The following is a 17,072-nucleotide window of genomic DNA, read 5'->3' on the forward strand; positions in this document are numbered from 1 at the left end:
CGAACCCTGTCCTAATTATAATTATGTCCATGTACTTGAAGCGCCCTGCTGCAGAAGTCTGTTTGATCAGACGTTTGTGGCGGGGCGCTTATTTTGTGCGGAGCCGATGAATAGTTTTCTTCAGCAAAGTTAGCCCATAGAGCAGCAGCGGAAGAAGTACCAAGAAGATAAACGCGAAATTCCCCCATACCTTTGCAATGATTTCATTGATATAAACGGTGTTGATATAGGTATTCCAAGCGATGATGATGAACAATACAGCCAAGGGATAGATGAGATAGTCCTGCTTCCGCAGATGGAAGACGGATTGCAGCCCCTTCAGAATGGAGAAGTAGAGCAACGAGATTTTGATGAAAAAGGTCAGTACCCAAATGGTGATCAGAATGCCTTCGACCCGCTGTAGAATATTTCCGATATTAATCGTCTTGGCGAGAGCATAGGCGGGGAAGGTGCTGTTCTCCGTCTGTTCAATCCCAAGAATGAGCAAGCTGAGCAGCACAATGAGGCTAAGGACCATGCCGCCTGTGAACGTGCCCAGCAGAAAGGCCCGCTCCCCGCTTTTTGGCTTCCTGACGAGTGGCAGGAAGGTCATCAGCACGATGAGCTCCTGAAACACAGCAGATTGATAGCCGCCGAGGAGGACAGGAGGTAAGCCCCCTTCCAGGACCGGCTTGATATGATTCCATTCGATTTTGGGAATCAGGGCCAGCACCAGAATCAGGAACAGGAACAGCACCCAGGGGAATAATAATTCGCATACTCTGGCAAATACGACAATCCCTGAACTGACACTTACTATGGCAGCGGTCAGGAAGATAATCTGGACCGCTTCAATCGGTGTTTCGGGCAGAATCTCACTGGTGATGAAGAAGCCCAGGTCGCCCAGCAGCGTGCCGGTGAGAATCATGAAATAGAACAGATACAGTAACGAGATGATTTTGCCAACCCATTTGCCGAAACCAGCTTCGAGTATTTCGTAGAGATCTTTGCCGGGATACAAGCGGGCAACCGCGAGATACAGGATGACCATAACCAGATTCATCAGGAGGCTGCAAAGTGCAGCGATCCAGGCATCTTCTCTCGCAGTATGCGCCAGTCCGCTTGGGATGATCAGAATGGAGGTTCCGATGGTGAGTCCGAATGTCATGATATAGAACTGCCGTAAGGAAATACCCGAACGATTCTTCACAGGGTAGTTCACTCCCTCTCTCTTGAAAGTTATTTCAGGACAGAAGCTGCATGAGACTGCGTACCCAGTCGAGCGGCCTGAACTGAGGCAGGTCTGCCATGTCCAGTACGGTTGCCGCAACAGTAAGACTCCAGAGACTATAGAAGGCGGCCGCATCCCGCAGTGACCGTAGCCTGATTACGGCAGGTGTCTTCAGGATCAACACCAGTAACAGAAAGAACAGCAGAATCAGATTCCAATTCATTTTTCCTCCATCTCCTGGTTCAAGGGTTGGATGACCGAACCGATGCGCTGAATGACTATCTTGGAACGTACATTAACCTTGACGGTTCTGAAGCTGTCCTCCCAATGCTCGCGGTATGTTCGCCACAGACGGGGATACTTCCGGTGCAGGGCTTCGCCGAAGCCGAAGATGTCAGCGCCGTATTTCTGCTGGACCTTCCGTATATTTTGCATGAGGCTGAGGTCATAAGTCTGCTCCAGATTCCTCTGAATATCTTCAATACTGGCCGGATTATTCAGATTAAGCTTGCCTTGAATCGTGGTAAGATTGGCTTCTATATTTAGCTTTACCGTAAACTCAGGCTTGCCCTGTGTATCTAGCCGGACGTCCAGCTTGCTGTCTGAACGGGTTATTATGAAGCCTGCAAGCCCGCCTCCGGGAATGGATACATTGCTAACTGTGGAGTCTACCTCATCCAGGACATAGTTGACCGTTTTGCTGCCAGGCTCGTCCAGCCAGCCGACCAGCCTGTCTTTTTTGAACACTGCGATTCCCGCATGCTCGATCATGGTCTTCGGGCGGATCGTATCCACATTGTTCACGGACCCTCCATTCTGCCCGCCCCCATTCAGTTGCACACCGGACATCACCGGATTGGAGCCGCCGCGCTCAAGCTCGGTAATGAACTGCTGGAGGGTCACTTTCCCGGTAGCTGCCCATTTTTTATGCGAGACCAGAATAGAAGAATACAGGGAGTTCGCCGGAATATGCTCGAATGGAGTGATGATTTCCAGTATCTTGGAAGCCTTGGATTCCTTCGCTACCAGCAGGAAGAAATCGGTACGCAGCTCATGGTTGCGTGAGATGAAGTCCAGCACATCGCTGACTCCTCTGCGTGCCAAGGCCTCTCCGATGACTAACACGCGGATATGGGCCAGATACAGCATACGCGGAGTCATGCTCAGCATGCGCTGCAACGCATCGGGAACAGTTCTGCCAATGGTCTGATAGGTAACCACAGGCATCCCCCCGGATCTGCCGCCCTTCTGGTTGCCCGCCTCCCCGGGATTCATCACCTGAACGGTGACGGCATAGCCGCCCGGATCGAGATCAATGCCGAGCGCCATGACGAGAGCCAGATCATTCAGCTCTTTGCGGCTCCAGCATCCGGTGAGCAAGGTAAGGCTGATGATCAGAAGGATACACAGGAATTTTCTCCACATGGCCAGCAGTCCTTTCGTTGAAGAGAGTTCATGTCAACCTGCTAATTCTGCCCAAAATACTTCTTCATGGTGCGCCGGGATAAGCGGATGAACGTATCCTTCTGGCTCTGCCAGCGGATGGGGGCAAACGAGGTCATGTAAGGAATGCCCATAGATTCAAGGCTGCACAGATGCAATCCCAGAATAATCAAGGCAATAATGATTCCGAATAAACCGAAGGAGGCGGCAATGACCATCAGGACAAACCGCAGCATTCGCACGGAAATTCCCACATTGAAGGCAGGCAAGGCGAAATTGGCAATGGCTGTAATGGATACGACGATAACCATAGCCGCCGAGACGAGTCCTGCATCGACCGCCGCTTGACCAATCACCAGCGTTCCGACGATGGACACGGACTGGCCGATCGATTTGGGCAGACGGATGCCGGCCTCACGCAGAATCTCGAAGGTAATCTCCATGATGAAGGCTTCCAGGAAGGCCGGAAAAGGAATTCCCTCACGCTGTCCGATCAGACTGATCAGCAGAGTGGTGGGAATCATCTCCTGGTGGAAGGTAGTAATCGCTATATAGAAGGAGGGAGTCAGCAGGGCGATGGCAAAGCAGAAGAACCGGAGCATCCGGACCAGACTGGCAAAATCACTCCGCTGGTAATAATCCTCACTCGACTGGAAGAACTGCACCAATAGCGCCGGAACCACCAGGACAAACGGGGTCCCCTCCACCAGAATGGCGATCCGGCCTTCCAGCAGTGCAGAGGCGGTAGCATCCGGGCGTTCTGTATTATACACAGTCGGAAAGGGGCTGTAGCGCTGGTCCTGAATCATCTCTTCAACATAGTTACTCTCCAGCACACTGTCGAGCTTAGCGGCATCCAGCCGCCTGCGCAGCTCCTGCAGCACTTCGGGATCGGCATTGCCTTCAATATACATCACCGCGACATTGGTCTGGGTCTGCTCTCCAAGCTTCCGCTGTTCAATACGCAGCTTGGGGTTCTGGATACGCCGGCGGATCAGAGCCGTGTTCTCCCGCAGGGATTCGGTGAAGCCTTCACGCGGCCCTCTTACTACGGATTGGGAAACCGCGTCTTCCACTGAACGCTGCTTCAGCGCTTCTGTACCGGCAGACAACGCCTTCGTGCTTCCATCGATATAGATGACCGAGTTGCCTGCCAGCAGCTCCGTCTCTACCTCTGTATAATTAGTAATCTCTCCAACTTTGCCGAGGGAGATTGTTCTTTCCTGCAGCAGCTTCAGGCAGCGCTCCGGCTGCGGTTCACTGAACTCATTGAACCGGTCTTCGTCTTCTTGAATGGCCTCCATCAGAGCTTGCGGATCAGCCATTCCTTCAATATATACAACCACCACGGACGAGGGTCCGAGTGTAATGAATCTGTAGATGATATCTGTACTTGTACCCAGACGGGCCTGTGTCCCCTCTACAAAAGCGGACATAGAATCCGGCAGCTTCTCCTGCGGCGAGCCTGCGTTCTCCAGCTGTGTCATGTTCATTCGCCTCCTATCATCCCGTATAGTCTTTCCGATTGTGGAAATCGTATGCAATAGACTGCCCGGTAGGGCGGTGCGGTTCCTGTTTTTTTGCCGCCGGAGTTTACGAATGTTTGAAACGGCTATACTACCTAGTAGAAGCTGAATACAGAACATGCAGACGGAAGGATACAGGAGGGTGACCTATGGAACTAAGTATATTGCTGATGGTCGTGCAGCTCTTTTTCGCGCTGGTCATCGGCGTTTATTTTTGGAATCTGCTGCGGGGACAGAAGACGAACAAGACGGCGGTGGACCGGGAATCGCGCAAGGAGCTGGACAAGCTGCGGAAGATGCGGATGATCTCACTGACCAAGCCGCTCTCGGAAAAGACACGCCCCGCCTCCATCGACGACATCGTCGGACAGAAGGACGGGCTGCGTGCCTTGAAGGCCGCGTTATGCAGTGCGAATCCGCAGCATGTTATTATCTACGGGCCGCCGGGTGTAGGCAAGACGGCAGCGGCGCGGGTAGTTATGGAAGAAGCGAAGAAGAATGCGTTATCGCCATTCAAACGCGATGCCAAATTCACCGAGATCGACGCCACTACGGCGCGCTTCGATGAGCGCGGAATTGCCGATCCGCTGATCGGCTCCGTGCATGATCCGATCTATCAGGGAGCAGGAGCCATGGGAGTAGCGGGAGTTCCGCAGCCGAAGCCGGGAGCGGTGACCAAGGCGCATGGCGGAATTCTGTTCCTCGATGAGATTGGCGAACTGCATCCGATTCAGATGAATAAGCTGCTGAAGGTACTGGAGGACCGCAAGGTACTGCTGGAGAGCGCCTATTACAACTCGGAGGACAGCAATACACCAGCGTATATCCATGATATTTTCCAGAATGGCCTGCCTGCCGATTTCCGGCTGGTCGGTGCCACGACACGGTCGCCGGACGAGATCTCGCCGGCGCTGCGTTCGCGCTGCATGGAGATTTATTTCCGTCCGCTGCTGCCGGAGGAGATTGCCGTGATCGGACGGGATGCCGTCCAGAAGATTGGGCTGAAGCCAAGCCCCGAAGCGGTCGAGGTCGTGCAGCAGTACGCTACGAACGGCCGTGAGGCGGTGAATATGATTCAGCTGGCTGCGGGCCTTGCGTTGACCGAAGGCCGGGATACGCTGAGCGCAGCGGAAGTGGAATGGGTCGCCAGCAGCAGCCAGCTGCCGCTGCGGACGGAGCGTAAGATACCATCCGCCCCGCAGGTCGGACTGGTCAACGGCCTTGCCGTCTACGGGCCCGGCATGGGCACACTGCTGGAGATTGAGGTCTCAGCCGCGCCAGCACTTAACGGGCCGGGCAGGCTGAATATCACCGGGGTAGTCGATGAAGAGGAGACACGCGGAGGCTCGCGGACTGTGCGGCGCAAGAGCATGGCCCGGGGCTCGATTGAGAATGTGCTGACCGTCCTGCGCTCCATGAAGCTGGAGCCGGACAAGTATGACCTGCACATTAACTTCCCCGGCGGGACGCCGATTGACGGTCCGTCCGCCGGGGTGGCCATGGCGGTGGCCATCGTCTCCGCCATCCGGCAGCTGCCGGTGGACAACACGGTGGCGATCACCGGCGAGGTTGGCATCCATGGCCGGGTGAAGCCGGTCGGCGGCGTGGTCGCCAAGGTGGAGGCGGCCTTCCAGGCGGGAGCAACGACTGTGCTGATTCCGAAGGAGAACTGGCAGTCGCTGTTCGCCGATCTCGGCGCGTTGCGGGTGATCCCCGTGGACACGGTGGAGGAAGTCTTCCGCCACCTGTTCGGCACCGACACGGCAGACATCCGGATGCCCGCCGTATCCGGCGAGACGTTCTCTTCGGCGCCTTCGCTGCTGAAGGCGGACGCTTCGGGCGAGAGTATGCCCGGGTAAGACAGGCACAGAATAGAAATCCCCTGGCGGGCAGCTGCCGGGGGATTTTTTATGGCTGAGTAGGGGAGAGCGGCGGCATAGGACACGAATGTTCAGCGAATACTACATACCGATGGGTAAGCGTGCCAATAACGCCAATTGCGGACACGGGTTGTTGGTGTTTTCATGCGGCTTTTGTTAGAATGAATGCATATGACACAACTTATGAACCATGGGAGGTGCGAAAGCGATGATACAAAATAAATCCAAAGGTCGTCGTTTTCCTTTATTACCGCTTAGAGGTCTTCTTGTCTATCCCAGTATGGTTCTGCATCTGGATGTAGGCCGTGAGAAGTCCGTCCGGGCATTAGAGAAAGCTATGGTTGAAGATAATTTGATTCTGCTCTGCTCCCAGTCTGAAGTCAATATTGAGGAGCCGGGACAAGAGGATATATTCCGCGTGGGTACGGTGGCGAATGTGCGGCAGATGCTGAAGCTTCCCAATGGTACGATCCGTGTGCTGGTGGAAGGCGTAGAGCGGGCTGAGATCATTCATTATACGGACAACGAGGAGTACTATGAGGTGATGGCGCGTGAGCTGCCGGAGCAGGAGGATGTGGATCAGGAGAGCGATGCCCTGATGCGCAGCGTGCTGAGCCAGTTCGAACACTACATCACTTTGTCCAAAAAAGTAACGCCGGAGACACTTGCTGCGGTCTCCGATATCGAGGAGCCCGGGCGGCTGGCGGATGTCATCACCAGTCATCTGGCGCTGAAGATCAAGGACAAACAGGAGATCCTGGAGACCATTGACGTCAGCAAGCGTCTGGAGAAGCTGCTCGATATTCTCAATAATGAGCGCGAAGTGCTGGAGCTCGAACGCAAGATCAGCCAGCGCGTGAAGAAGCAGATGGAGAAGACCCAGAAGGAATATTACCTGCGCGAGCAGATGAAAGCGATCCAGAAGGAGCTTGGCGAGAAGGAAGGCCGGGCTGGTGAAGCCGATGAGCTGCGCACCCAGATGGAAGAGAAGAATCTGCCGGAGCGGGTGCAGGAGAAGATCCTGAAGGAGATCGACCGTCTGGAGAAAATGCCGGCAAGCTCGGCCGAAGGCAGCGTCATCCGCAACTACGTGGATTGGCTGCTTGGTCTGCCATGGAGTGACGCCACGGAAGATGATCTGGATATCCGCAAGGCGGAAGAGGTGCTGGACGCAGACCACTATGGTCTGGAGAAGCCAAAGGAACGGGTATTGGAATACCTGGCCGTGCAGAAGCTGGTCAAGGGTCTGAAGGGGCCGATTCTATGTCTGGTAGGTCCTCCGGGCGTCGGCAAAACCTCGCTCGCCCGCTCCATCGCCCGCTCCCTGAACCGCAAGTTCGTCCGCATCTCGCTGGGCGGCGTGCGGGATGAAGCCGAGATCCGGGGTCACCGACGTACGTATGTCGGCGCAATGCCGGGCCGGATCATCCAGGGGATGAAGACGGCAGGCAGCATCAACCCGGTCTTCCTGCTGGATGAGATCGATAAGATGGCAGCGGACTTCCGCGGCGATCCGTCGGCAGCCCTGCTGGAGGTGCTGGACCCGGAACAGAACAATACGTTCAGCGATCACTTCGTAGAGCTGCCGTTCGACCTGTCGAACGTCATGTTCGTCACTACGGCGAATGCCGTGCACAACATTCCGCGTCCGCTGCTGGACCGGATGGAGATGCTGTTCATTCCCGGCTATACGGAGCTGGAGAAGCTGCAGATTGCCAGCCGTTATCTGCTGCCGAAGCAGCGCAAGAGCCATGGCCTTGCGGAAGAGCAGCTGTCCATCGGCGACGATACGCTGCTGAAGATTGTCCGCGAGTACACCCGCGAATCCGGGGTGCGGAATCTGGAGCAGCAGATTGCTGCCCTCTGCCGCAAGGCGGCGAAGCAGATTGTCTCGGAAGAGAAGGAACGCGTCAGCATTCTTCCGGAGGAGATCAAGGATTACTTGGGAGCCTCCAAGTTCCGTTATGGAATGGCAGAGCTGGAGGATCAGATCGGTACCGTTACCGGGCTGGCCTGGACAGAGGTTGGCGGCGATACGCTGCTGATTGAAGTCACGGTGGTTCAGGGCACCGGGAAGCTGACGCTGACCGGACAGCTGGGCGATGTAATGAAGGAGTCGGCGCAGGCCGCCTTCAGCTATACCCGCTCGAAGGCGGAGGAGCTGGGGCTTGCCCCTGATTTTCACGAGAAGAACGATATTCACATCCATATTCCCGAAGGAGCGATTCCCAAGGACGGCCCGTCCGCAGGGATTACCATCGCCACGGCCCTGATCTCCGCGCTCACCAAGCGTTATGTCTCCAAGCATGTGGCCATGACCGGCGAGATCACACTGCGCGGACGCGTATTGCCGATCGGAGGCTTGAAGGAGAAGTCCCTGGCCGCCCACCGTGCAGGCTACAAGAAGATTCTTATGCCGAAGGACAATGAACGCGACCTCAAGGATATTCCTGAGAGTGTCCGTAATGATGTCGAGTTCGTGCCGGTATCCCATATGGACCAGGTGCTGAAGCACGCGCTCGTAGATCATGCAGAAGACGTTAACACCGGCTCAGACTCAGATACAGATACAGAAATAAGCATTGAAGCGCCCAGTAGTGTGCATTAGAAAGGAAGTCTTATGAAAGTTAACAACGCCGAATTTATTATCAGTGCCGTAGGCCCTGACCAATACCCTGTGGATGCCTTGCCGGAGATTGCTCTGGCAGGGCGCTCCAATGTAGGGAAGTCCTCTCTGATCAACCGCATGATTAACCGCAAGAATCTGGCCCGCACCAGTTCTACGCCGGGCAAGACGCAGCATATGAACTATTATCTTGTGAATGAGAGCATGTATTTCGTTGACTTCCCGGGCTATGGCTATGCCAAGGTCTCGAAGACACAGCGCGCCTCCTGGGGCAAAATGGTCGAGAAGTACATGGCGGAACGCGAGACGCTGAAGATGGTCCTGCTTGTCGTGGATCTGCGCCACCCGCCGACGGCCAATGACAAGATGATGTTTGACTGGCTGAAGCACTACGATCTGCCGCTCTGCGTAGTGGCTACCAAAGCGGACAAAATTCCGAAGACCCGCTGGCCGAAGCATATCAAGGTAATGAAGCAGGAGCTCGGTGTGCTGCCGGGAGACAGCTTCATTGCGTATTCATCTGAGATTGGACTTGGTAAAGACGAATTATGGGAACTTATAGATAGACATACTCTACCCACCGAAGAAGAGCTTCCGGCAGATCCGGATGATCAGAATTCCGGGGATGAACCGCAGCATGAAGCGCCTTCCGAGACTTAAGGGTTTGTCATTAAGAATTGAGGGATGTTTATGGCTCAGCGTCTGGCGATGGAATATGTGAATGCAACGATGCAAATGACTGAATTTCAGCTGAACCAGTTTCTGCTGACCGCCGATACCAGCTATATCAGTCACCGTGTGAAGGTACTAGGCGCGGGCGAACAGGAGATTGTGCTGGAGGAGGCCGGAGGCGAGGAGGTCCATCTGTCTTTTGAACGCAAAGGCGGCATCTATATGGGTTCCTTATCCTGCAGGGTGGTGAATCCTCATCTGATTAATGCAGTGCGCAAACTATTCTTCATGTATAAGGGCACAGGGACCGTAAACCGGATTTATAAAGATCTTACAATGATGTACTACTATGAAGGCGGCTCGGTGCGCCGGATCTCGGAAGTAAGGCCGGGCGGCACTAAGCTGATCTATCAGCATAAATATTCAGTGGCAGAGATGCTGGCTGTCTACAAGCGTCAGAGCGTAGAATGTGAGATTGAGCAGCTCCGGCAAGAGACTGATAGATTGCTTGATCTGCGCAACCGCAGTCAGCAAGAGGCAGTGATTAAGGAAGTCGATGAGAGACTTGCAGAGGCGGCCGGCCGGCTGTTCCGACTGGAAGCATAAGTGATAATGTTTCGAAATATGGCAATCATTTCCTAGTGAAATGGTTGTATTTTTTTGCGAAAACTATACATATCCTCTACGAAAGGACCGATAAACAACATATGATAGATATCCATAGCCACATTCTACCCTTCATGGATGACGGAGCCGCTGATTACGACGCCGCTCTCGCCATGGCGCTTGACGCCCATAACGATGGTATTACAACTGTAGTGGCTACCCCCCACCATGCGAACGGAGTCTATATGAATCCGGCCCCGGAGATTGAAGCGGCGGTGCGGGTGCTGAATGCGAAGCTGCAGGAGGCAGGCAATCCGCTGGTCGTGCTGCCGGGGCAGGAGATCCGGATCTACGGAGAACTGCTCGATGATCTGGAGCGGGGACAACTGCTGACGCTTGCTGGTTCCCGGTATATTCTGCTGGAGATGCCCTCTTCACGGGTGCCCCGCACGATGGAAGAGACCTGTCATGAGCTGGTTATCCAGGGAATGGTGCCGGTTATCGCCCACCCGGAGCGCAATGCGGAGGTTGCTGCCGATCCGTCTAAGCTGCTGCGGTTAATAGAGCTTGGCGCCCTGGGACAGGTAACCGCACAGAGTATAGCCGGCGTCTTCGGGAGTAAGCTGCAGAAGCTGTCGCTCGAATTATGCCGGAAGCATGCCGTGCATATTATTGCATCGGATGCGCATGATTCTATGCATCGTCCCTTTGGATTAAGCGAAGCTTACGGGGTGGTGCGGCGGGAATTGGGAGAAGAATCATTCGACTTTTTTCAACATAATGCGCGCGATATCCTTGCAAATAAGGAGATTATTCGAGTTAATTCTATTCAATCCAACAGCAAACTTCATAGATTGTTCGGATTTTTTTCTCGTAAAGGGTGACCTTCCGTGTCATTAATGGTAGAATGGGTATTACTGGATTCTTGCACTAGTATTAATACAAATACATAATAAGAGGTGGATGACAAGTGACTTTGAAGAAAAAATTAGCAGTATCTACACTAGCAGTAAGCATGGCAGCGGCATCCGTTGCCGGATTCCCGTTCAGCAGCAAGGGGCTGGCTGAACATTTTGGAATCAGTACCGCGTCCGCGGCTGTATCTCAAGCAGATGTGAAGACGAAGGTTGAGAAGATTTATGCTCAACTGACAGAGACTGAGAGACAAGCACTTCTTGCTTATGAAAAGGAAGCAGGCAATATCAGCGCTGAAGTTTTCGAACAGATTTTCCAACCAGTACTTTCCAAGCTTGCCTTAGAGACTGAAGATCTTGCAACTGCCCATAAAGCATTCACTAGTGTATCCAGTGTAGTCTACGATGTATATGACAAGGATTACACTGCAATTAAGGAGATCCGCTATGATGAGAAGAACGTGGATCTGCTGAAGAGAATTGCAGCTAAGGCTGGCGTAAAGAATCTTACAGCTGAAGACTTCACTGAATTCCTGTTCGGCGACAAAGGCGTTGAAGCTGAACTTCGCACATTGATCAGCAATAAGTCCGGTGCCGAATTGGTGAACCTGCTTGCGAATGCTTCCAGCACTAATGAGGCTTTCAATGCATTGCTGGATGAAGCGATCACCAAAGTTCTGAACCATAACACAGTTGAGGGTGGACTAACAGTAAGTCAAGTAGTATACAACCTGAATATTACTCCTGCTGATATTAAGCTCAGTCTGAAGAACCTGAAGGATACAGTTCCAACAACTACGCCTGCTGTGAAGGCCCTTGCTTTAGCTTATCTGAGAGCTTACCCGACTAGTGGAGGAACTACTGAGCCTGGAACCCCTGGTGGTAACACTAGCGGCGGTGGCGGCACAGTAACAACTCCAGTTACGAACCCTACAGCTACACCAGGTGTATACGATGTATCCAAGCTGGTAACGATTGTAGGCGACAAAGCAACCCTGAAGCTCGTAGATGCTGACGTACTGAAAGCCTTCGATGCACTGGTTGCTGCCAATGCCGGTAAGACAGGTCTTACGCTTACCCTGAACCTGGGTACAGTGAATGCGGCAACGGTAGAAGTGCCATTGTCCAAAGCAATCATCGAAGCAGCCAAGGCCAAAGGCATTGCCAACATCGCCATTACCTTCAACGGCTTGACCGTAACGATTCCGGTAGGACAGTTCAGTGAAGCTATTACCCTGACCGCTTCCACCGTAGCAGATACAACCGTAACCTCTGTGTCCAGCCTGAAGCTGGCCTCAAGCGTGTATGATTTCGAACTGACTGTAGGCGGCGTTGCTACAACAACGTTCCAGCAGCCAATCATCATCAAGCTGCCGCTTAAGAATACAGAAGGCCTTGACCGTGAACTGCTGTCCGTAGCGAAGGTAGTATACGGGGCACTGCAATTCCAGGGTGGTGTTGTAGATGGTGATCACATCACTGAACCGCGTGACGGCTTCTCCTCCTACGCTGTACTTGAGAACAAAGTAAGCTTCAAGGATGTTGCCAGTGTTCAAGCCTGGGCTGGAAGACAGATCTCGGTTGTAGCAGCCAAGGGCGCTATTGAAGGCGTAGGCAACGGTAACTTTGCTCCGAAGAACAATGTAACCCGTGCAGAGTTCGCCAAGATGCTGATCCGCGCACTGAACCTGGAGAACAACTCCGCGAAGCAGAGCTTCGGCGATGTAAGCTCCACTTCCTGGTATGCTCCTTACGTAGCAGTTGCTGCTGAGAAGGGCATCATTACTGGACGCAGTGCAGCCCAGTTTGATCCGAATGCAACGATTACCCGTGCTGAGATGGCAACAATGATTGCCCGTGCCGTGAAATCGCAGAAGCCGGAAGCTGCAACGAATGTCAGCTCTCTGAGCAAGTTCTCCGATGCAGGCAAGATCGCTGCTTCCCTGAAAGACGGAGTAGCCTTCGCTGCCAGCAATAACCTGGTTATCGGCAACGCCGGCAAGTTTAACCCTAACAACACAGCTACACGTGCTGAAGCTGCAGTAATTATCTACCGTACAATCAACTTCAAGTAAGTAAATAGTATTGTGGAGAGCCTCCTCTCGTCGTATAGAGAGGAGGCACTTTTTTAGGATATAGGGTATAAGAATTTACAGCTTGGAGGGAAATGCACTTGTCAGCACAAGAATTGGATTTGCGCGATTATTTCCAGATTGTCAGGAAGAGACTGTGGATGATTATCAGCATTGTTATCGTGGCTTGTGTTCTTGCCGGGATCTACAGCTTATATATCAAGAATCCGGTCTATGAAGCTTCAACGAAGATCATTGTTAATCAGACGCCTACCCAAGCTACGGCAGCACAGCTGGATCTGAATCAGATCAATACCAACATTCAGCTGATTAATACGTACAAGGAAATTATCAAGACCCCGGCGATCCTCGATGTTGTGGCCAAGAACTACCCGCAGTTCGGGATTACGGCAGAGGAAATGCTGAAGAAGGTTAACGTGAGTTCTGTAAATAATACGCAGGTGATGACACTTGTCGTTCGAGATAATTCATACCAGAGAGCCGCAGAGATCGTGAATGCCATATCACTTGTATTTAAGCAGGAGATTCCGTCCTTGTTCAACGTACAGAATGTGTCCATCCTCAACGAAGCCAAGCTTAATCCGCCAGTTGCACCCGGACCGGTAGAGCCGAATGTGGTCATGAACCTCGCCATTGCTTTTATCGTATCCCTGATGATTGGTCTGGGGATTGCCTTCCTGCTGGAGTATCTCGATGATACGCTGAAGACAGAAGACGACATTAAGAAATACCTTGGACTTCCAACTATAGCTATGATTACCCGGCTGGGCCAGGAAGAAACCAAAACCACCGGGCAGCAGGCTCAGACACAGAGCAGAAAGGCGGGGGAACTCGAGCATGTCACAGCAGCCAAATAAACAACGCCATCTGATCACCGTGACCAACCCGCGTTCGCCGGTATCCGAAGCCTTTCGGGCACTGCGCACGAACATTGATTTCTCCTCTGTAGATGAACAGATCCAGATTATTATGGTCACTTCTTCCGGACCGGAGGAAGGGAAGTCAACCGTTACCGCTAACCTGGCCGCTGCGTACGCGCAAGCGGATAAGAAGGTGCTGCTGATCGACGGTGACTTGCGTAAGCCTACAGCGCATAAGACTTTCTCACTGAGTAACCGGTATGGGTTGTCCTCCTTGCTCTCGCAGCAGGCGAATCTGTCCGATGTGATTCAGGAATCGGGTGTGAACAACCTGTATCTAATGACATCCGGCCCGATTCCTCCGAACCCTGCGGAGATGATGGCCTCCAACCGGATGAGTGCGGTGCTGCAGGAGCTGCGCCAGTTATATGATGTCATTCTGATTGATACACCGCCGCTATTGGCCGTTACAGATGCACAGATTGTTGCCTCCAAGAGTGATGGCGTAATCATGGTGGTCAGCTACGGTAAGGTGAAGCGGGATATTGCTGCCAAGGCCAAGGACAATTTGGACCGGGTCGGGGCCAGGATGCTGGGCGTGGTCCTTAACAACGTGAAGCGCAAGGCCAGTGAAGGCTATTACTATTACTACTATGGCAATTGAATTGTTGAATAGATAAAATGTTGTTTTTGGAGGCACTGAAAATGACAGCCAAAACCAGAGTGTTGGTATTATTCATGATCGATATTGCGATCATATGGTTCAGCATCGTGACGTCCTACCTGTTCCGGTTCTACAATGAGATCCCGCCGGAATATGTGGTACAGATGATCGTGTTCGGCGTAATCTCCACGGTGGCCGTCGGGGGAAGCCTGGTCTACTTCGGACTCTACCGCAGAATGTGGCAATATGCCAGTATTAACGAGATTATATCGGTTCTCAAAGCTATTGTAGTAGGAGCAGTGTTATCTTACGCTGCCGCATATATGATCCTGCCCGAGCGCGTGCCATTCAGCATAGAAGTCCGGTCGATGGAGACGGTTCTGCTGCTGGTTGGGGGCGTCCGCTTCTTCTGGAGAGTCTTCCGCAGTGACCGGAGCAACAATAAGAATACTGAGCTTCATACACTTATTGTCGGGGCCGGAGATTGCGGAATTCTGATTGCCAAAGAACTGACGGGACCTTCCTTCGCGAGTACCCGGCTGGTTGGATTCATTGATGACAGCGCAGATAAATATCACCTGTCCATTCTGGGTGTACCTGTACTGGGTAACCGTTATGACATTCCACGGATTGTGAAGGAGAAGGAGATTCACGAGATTATTATCGCGATGCCCTCGGTCTCCAGAACCCAAATATCCGAGATTATTAATCTGGCCAAGGCTACAGGTGCGAAGCTGAAGATTATTCCGGCACTGAATGACCTGATCGCCGGCAAGATCTCTGTCAAGAAGCTCCGCGATGTCAGCGTAGAAGACCTTCTGGGCCGTGAGCCGATTGTGGCAGACATGAACAGTATTCTGGGCTATGTTCATAACAAGACCGTACTGGTTACGGGCGCAGGCGGTTCGATCGGATCAGAGCTATGCCGCCAGATCGCTCCTTTTGCACCGGACAAGCTGATGATTCTAGGACACGGCGAGAATAGTATCTATACCATTGAGATGGAACTGCGCAAGAGCTTCCCTTACCTGGAGATCGTGACCGTGATTGCCGATGTTCAGGACCGCACCCGGTTAATGGATGTATTCCAGAGCTATAAGCCGCAGGTGGTCTTTCATGCGGCAGCACATAAGCACGTTCCTCTGATGGAGCGCAACCCTTCCGAAGCGATCAAGAACAATGTCTTCGGGACCCGCAATGTAGCCGACTGTGCAGACATGTATGGTGCAGAGCGCTTCGTGATGATCTCATCCGACAAGGCCGTGAACCCTACCAGCGTCATGGGAGCCACGAAGCGGATTGCCGAGATGTATGTGCAGAGTCTCAATGTAACAAGCCCTACCAAGTTCTCTGCGGTACGGTTCGGTAACGTACTGGGCAGCCGGGGCAGTGTCATTCCCGCCTTCAAGCAGCAGATTGCCGCCGGTGGACCTGTCACCGTAACGCATCCCGAGATGGTCCGTTACTTCATGACTATTCCTGAAGCCGTTCAACTGGTGATCCAGTCCGGTTCCTTCGCGAATGGCGGAGAAGTATTTGTCCTGGATATGGGAGCACCAGTTAGGATCCTGACTCTGGCCGAGGACTTAATCACACTGTCCGGTTACGAGCCTTACAAGGACATCGACATCACCTTCTCCGGCATCCGTGAAGGCGAGAAGCTGTATGAAGAACTGTTGACCGATGAGGAGAACCTGGGTTCCACTCAGCATGACCGGATCTTCATCGGCAGACCTAATGTCATCACCCGGAGCCAGATGGAGCTGGAATTCAAACGGTTGGAACGGGTGATCACCGAAGATGCGGAAGCCATCCGCGAAGTGATTAACCAGATCGTACCGATGCAGCCAGTTATCCAGGCAGCCATTAGCTAATTAGAGAGTTGGAGGTACCTGAAGTGAAAAGATGGAAAAAAGTATTGATCTGGACGCTGTCGGTCATCGTGGTGTTAGGAGCCAGCGGACTATTCGCGGCCAATTATGCTGTTGACAAGCTGATGAACTCCATGGCAGGCGGCTTCGATGTGGAAGCTGGCAATACGCCTAGTGTCCCTCAAGGACAAGTGATTGAACCTGTCGTAGCAGATAGTGACCCGTCTGCGGAGCCAGCAGCTTCCGCTGATCCGGCTTCAAGCTCTGCACCGGATAGTACACCTGCATCCGGCGGGACCGGAGATCAGACTACTAGTGGTACGGACAAGCCTGCCAATACAGACAAGCCTGCAAGCACTCCTGCTCCAACCCCTGCGGGTGTGGATGGATTAGCCCACATTTCTACGGACAAGGCCAAGGAAGTTCAAGAGAACGTAACGATCACAGATAAAGCGAATGTGGCAGCCATCGTAGCCAAGCAGCTCAGTGTATCAGATATTAAGAGATTGCAAGAGTTAGCCCAAGGCGGCTTAACCAATGAAGAGAAGCGGGAAGCCCGCAGCATTATCCTCGGCAAGGTCTCAGAGGAGCAGTATAACGAGCTTGCTCAGATTGCCAAGAAGTACGGCGTCAGCCAAGGCAAGACCCGGGATCAGATCCTGGCTGAAGAAGAAAAGCTTAAAGCCCAAGAAAAAGGAAGTGAATAG

At 52.9% G+C, this 17,072-nt stretch carries 14 protein-coding genes; 10 read left to right on the top strand and 4 right to left on the bottom strand.

Going from position 1 to position 17,072, the window contains the following annotated elements:
* Positions 1-88: 88 nt before the first annotated feature.
* The 4 genes from MKY96_RS03075 to MKY96_RS03090 are packed head-to-tail and all read right to left on the bottom strand — an operon-like array spanning position 89 to position 4,140.
* Entirely contained in the window at positions 89-1,189 is a 1,101-nt protein-coding gene (locus MKY96_RS03075) for a GerAB/ArcD/ProY family transporter (RefSeq protein ID WP_340938563.1), read from the bottom strand.
* Positions 1,190-1,223: 34 nt separating this feature from the next.
* Entirely contained in the window at positions 1,224-1,433 is a 210-nt protein-coding gene (locus MKY96_RS03080; RefSeq protein ID WP_340938564.1) for a hypothetical protein, read from the bottom strand.
* Positions 1,430-2,635, bottom strand: coding sequence for a Ger(x)C family spore germination protein (locus MKY96_RS03085; protein ID WP_340938565.1), 1,206 nt, complete (start codon positions 2,633-2,635; stop codon positions 1,430-1,432). The genes MKY96_RS03080 and MKY96_RS03085 overlap by 4 nt, the downstream gene beginning before the upstream one ends.
* Positions 2,636-2,676: 41 nt before the next feature.
* The gene (locus MKY96_RS03090; protein WP_340938567.1) at positions 2,677-4,140 is read right to left on the bottom strand and encodes a spore germination protein; all 1,464 of its coding nucleotides are present in this window, start codon (positions 4,138-4,140) and stop codon (positions 2,677-2,679) included.
* Between the two features lie 188 nt (positions 4,141-4,328).
* Between MKY96_RS03090 and lonB the strand changes: the two genes are divergently transcribed.
* From lonB to MKY96_RS03140, 10 genes are all read left to right on the top strand, one after another.
* Positions 4,329-6,038 (top strand): ATP-dependent protease LonB, encoded by a 1,710-nt coding sequence (lonB, locus tag MKY96_RS03095; RefSeq protein ID WP_340752032.1) that lies wholly within the window; start codon positions 4,329-4,331, stop codon positions 6,036-6,038.
* A gap of 229 nt (positions 6,039-6,267) precedes the next feature.
* Positions 6,268-8,667, top strand: a complete 2,400-nt coding sequence (gene lon / locus MKY96_RS03100; protein ID WP_340938569.1) for an endopeptidase La — start codon at positions 6,268-6,270, stop codon at positions 8,665-8,667.
* A 12-nt stretch (positions 8,668-8,679) separates the two neighbouring features.
* The gene (gene yihA, locus MKY96_RS03105) at positions 8,680-9,345 is read left to right on the top strand and encodes a ribosome biogenesis GTP-binding protein YihA/YsxC (RefSeq protein WP_340938570.1); all 666 of its coding nucleotides are present in this window, start codon (positions 8,680-8,682) and stop codon (positions 9,343-9,345) included.
* A gap of 30 nt (positions 9,346-9,375) precedes the next feature.
* A complete protein-coding gene (locus MKY96_RS03110; RefSeq protein ID WP_340938572.1) occupies positions 9,376-9,963 on the top strand; it encodes a non-ribosomal peptide synthetase module in 588 nt (195 codons plus the stop codon).
* A gap of 101 nt (positions 9,964-10,064) precedes the next feature.
* Positions 10,065-10,847: a tyrosine-protein phosphatase gene (locus tag MKY96_RS03115; protein WP_340938574.1), complete on the top strand. Its 783-nt coding sequence runs from the start codon at positions 10,065-10,067 to the stop codon at positions 10,845-10,847.
* A 92-nt stretch (positions 10,848-10,939) separates the two neighbouring features.
* The gene (locus MKY96_RS03120; RefSeq protein ID WP_340938576.1) at positions 10,940-12,952 is read left to right on the top strand and encodes an S-layer homology domain-containing protein; all 2,013 of its coding nucleotides are present in this window, start codon (positions 10,940-10,942) and stop codon (positions 12,950-12,952) included.
* Positions 12,953-13,044: 92 nt separating this feature from the next.
* On the top strand, positions 13,045-13,827 hold the full coding sequence (locus tag MKY96_RS03125; protein ID WP_076159883.1) for a YveK family protein: 783 nt from the start codon (positions 13,045-13,047) through the stop codon (positions 13,825-13,827).
* Positions 13,808-14,494: a CpsD/CapB family tyrosine-protein kinase gene (locus tag MKY96_RS03130; protein WP_340938580.1), complete on the top strand. Its 687-nt coding sequence runs from the start codon at positions 13,808-13,810 to the stop codon at positions 14,492-14,494. The genes MKY96_RS03125 and MKY96_RS03130 overlap by 20 nt, the downstream gene beginning before the upstream one ends.
* 41 nt (positions 14,495-14,535) lie before the next feature.
* Complete coding sequence (locus tag MKY96_RS03135) at positions 14,536-16,368, top strand: polysaccharide biosynthesis protein (RefSeq protein WP_340938582.1); 1,833 nt, start codon at positions 14,536-14,538, stop codon at positions 16,366-16,368.
* A gap of 23 nt (positions 16,369-16,391) precedes the next feature.
* Positions 16,392-17,072, top strand: coding sequence for a hypothetical protein (locus tag MKY96_RS03140; protein WP_340938583.1), 681 nt, complete (start codon positions 16,392-16,394; stop codon positions 17,070-17,072).

This window comes from Paenibacillus sp. FSL R7-0302, from assembly GCF_038006885.1.
Taxonomy (GTDB): Bacteria; Bacillota; Bacilli; order Paenibacillales; family Paenibacillaceae; genus Paenibacillus_AQ.

What these genes read in the sequence shown, in the direction of transcription:
- MKY96_RS03080 (WP_340938564.1), bottom strand. Translation starts at nt 1,433, where the DNA reads ATGAATTGGAATCTGATTCTGCTGTTCTTTCTGTTACTGGTGTTGATC.
- MKY96_RS03085 (WP_340938565.1), bottom strand. Translation starts at nt 2,635, where the DNA reads ATGTGGAGAAAATTCCTGTGTATCCTTCTGATCATCAGCCTTACCTTG.
- MKY96_RS03090 (WP_340938567.1), bottom strand. Translation starts at nt 4,140, where the DNA reads ATGACACAGCTGGAGAACGCAGGCTCGCCGCAGGAGAAGCTGCCGGAT.
- lonB (WP_340752032.1), top strand. Translation starts at nt 4,329, where the DNA reads ATGGAACTAAGTATATTGCTGATGGTCGTGCAGCTCTTTTTCGCGCTG.
- lon (WP_340938569.1), top strand. Translation starts at nt 6,268, where the DNA reads ATGATACAAAATAAATCCAAAGGTCGTCGTTTTCCTTTATTACCGCTT.
- yihA (WP_340938570.1), top strand. Translation starts at nt 8,680, where the DNA reads ATGAAAGTTAACAACGCCGAATTTATTATCAGTGCCGTAGGCCCTGAC.
- MKY96_RS03110 (WP_340938572.1), top strand. Translation starts at nt 9,376, where the DNA reads ATGGCTCAGCGTCTGGCGATGGAATATGTGAATGCAACGATGCAAATG.
- MKY96_RS03115 (WP_340938574.1), top strand. Translation starts at nt 10,065, where the DNA reads ATGATAGATATCCATAGCCACATTCTACCCTTCATGGATGACGGAGCC.
- MKY96_RS03125 (WP_076159883.1), top strand. Translation starts at nt 13,045, where the DNA reads ATGCACTTGTCAGCACAAGAATTGGATTTGCGCGATTATTTCCAGATT.
- MKY96_RS03130 (WP_340938580.1), top strand. Translation starts at nt 13,808, where the DNA reads ATGTCACAGCAGCCAAATAAACAACGCCATCTGATCACCGTGACCAAC.
- MKY96_RS03135 (WP_340938582.1), top strand. Translation starts at nt 14,536, where the DNA reads ATGACAGCCAAAACCAGAGTGTTGGTATTATTCATGATCGATATTGCG.